1 protein-coding gene is annotated in these 361 nt (G+C 51.2%); it reads left to right on the top strand.

The window, feature by feature from the left end:
- Positions 1–361: HD-GYP domain-containing protein (locus AAEZ05_RS27935; RefSeq protein WP_350649797.1), on the top strand; the 361-nt coding region annotated here is incomplete at both ends.

Here is a 361-nt window from a genome sequence, read left to right as displayed (position 1 = left end):
ACTGAAAACCAAGGCCGAATCCACCGCTATGCACTCCGTTTCGGTTTGCGCTCTGATGGTTGCCTTGGCCCAGCTAGTAGGACTGGATAACGAGCAGATTCGCGAAGCGGGGATTGCTGGACTGTTACACGACGTTGGTAAGATAGTAATTCCGGGAGTTGTGCTCAACAAACCGGGTAAGCTTACTGATGACGAATTTTCGGTAATGCGCAGGCATCCAGAACTTGGTCATGCCATGCTTCTCAAGAGCGAACTTATTCCCAAGTGCGCTCTAGATGTCTGCCTCCACCACCATGAGAAGATCGATGGCACTGGCTATCCGCACAGCCTCCAAGGCCAACAAATTAGTATTTTAGCGCGC

The sequence above is a fragment of the Pseudomonas sp. HY13-MNA-CIBAN-0226 genome, assembly GCF_040310305.1.
Lineage (GTDB): Bacteria > Pseudomonadota > Gammaproteobacteria > Pseudomonadales > Pseudomonadaceae > Aquipseudomonas > Aquipseudomonas gregormendelii.
The sequence above is the reverse complement of the archived record's forward strand: the minus strand, read 5'-3'. Positions and strand labels throughout refer to the sequence as shown.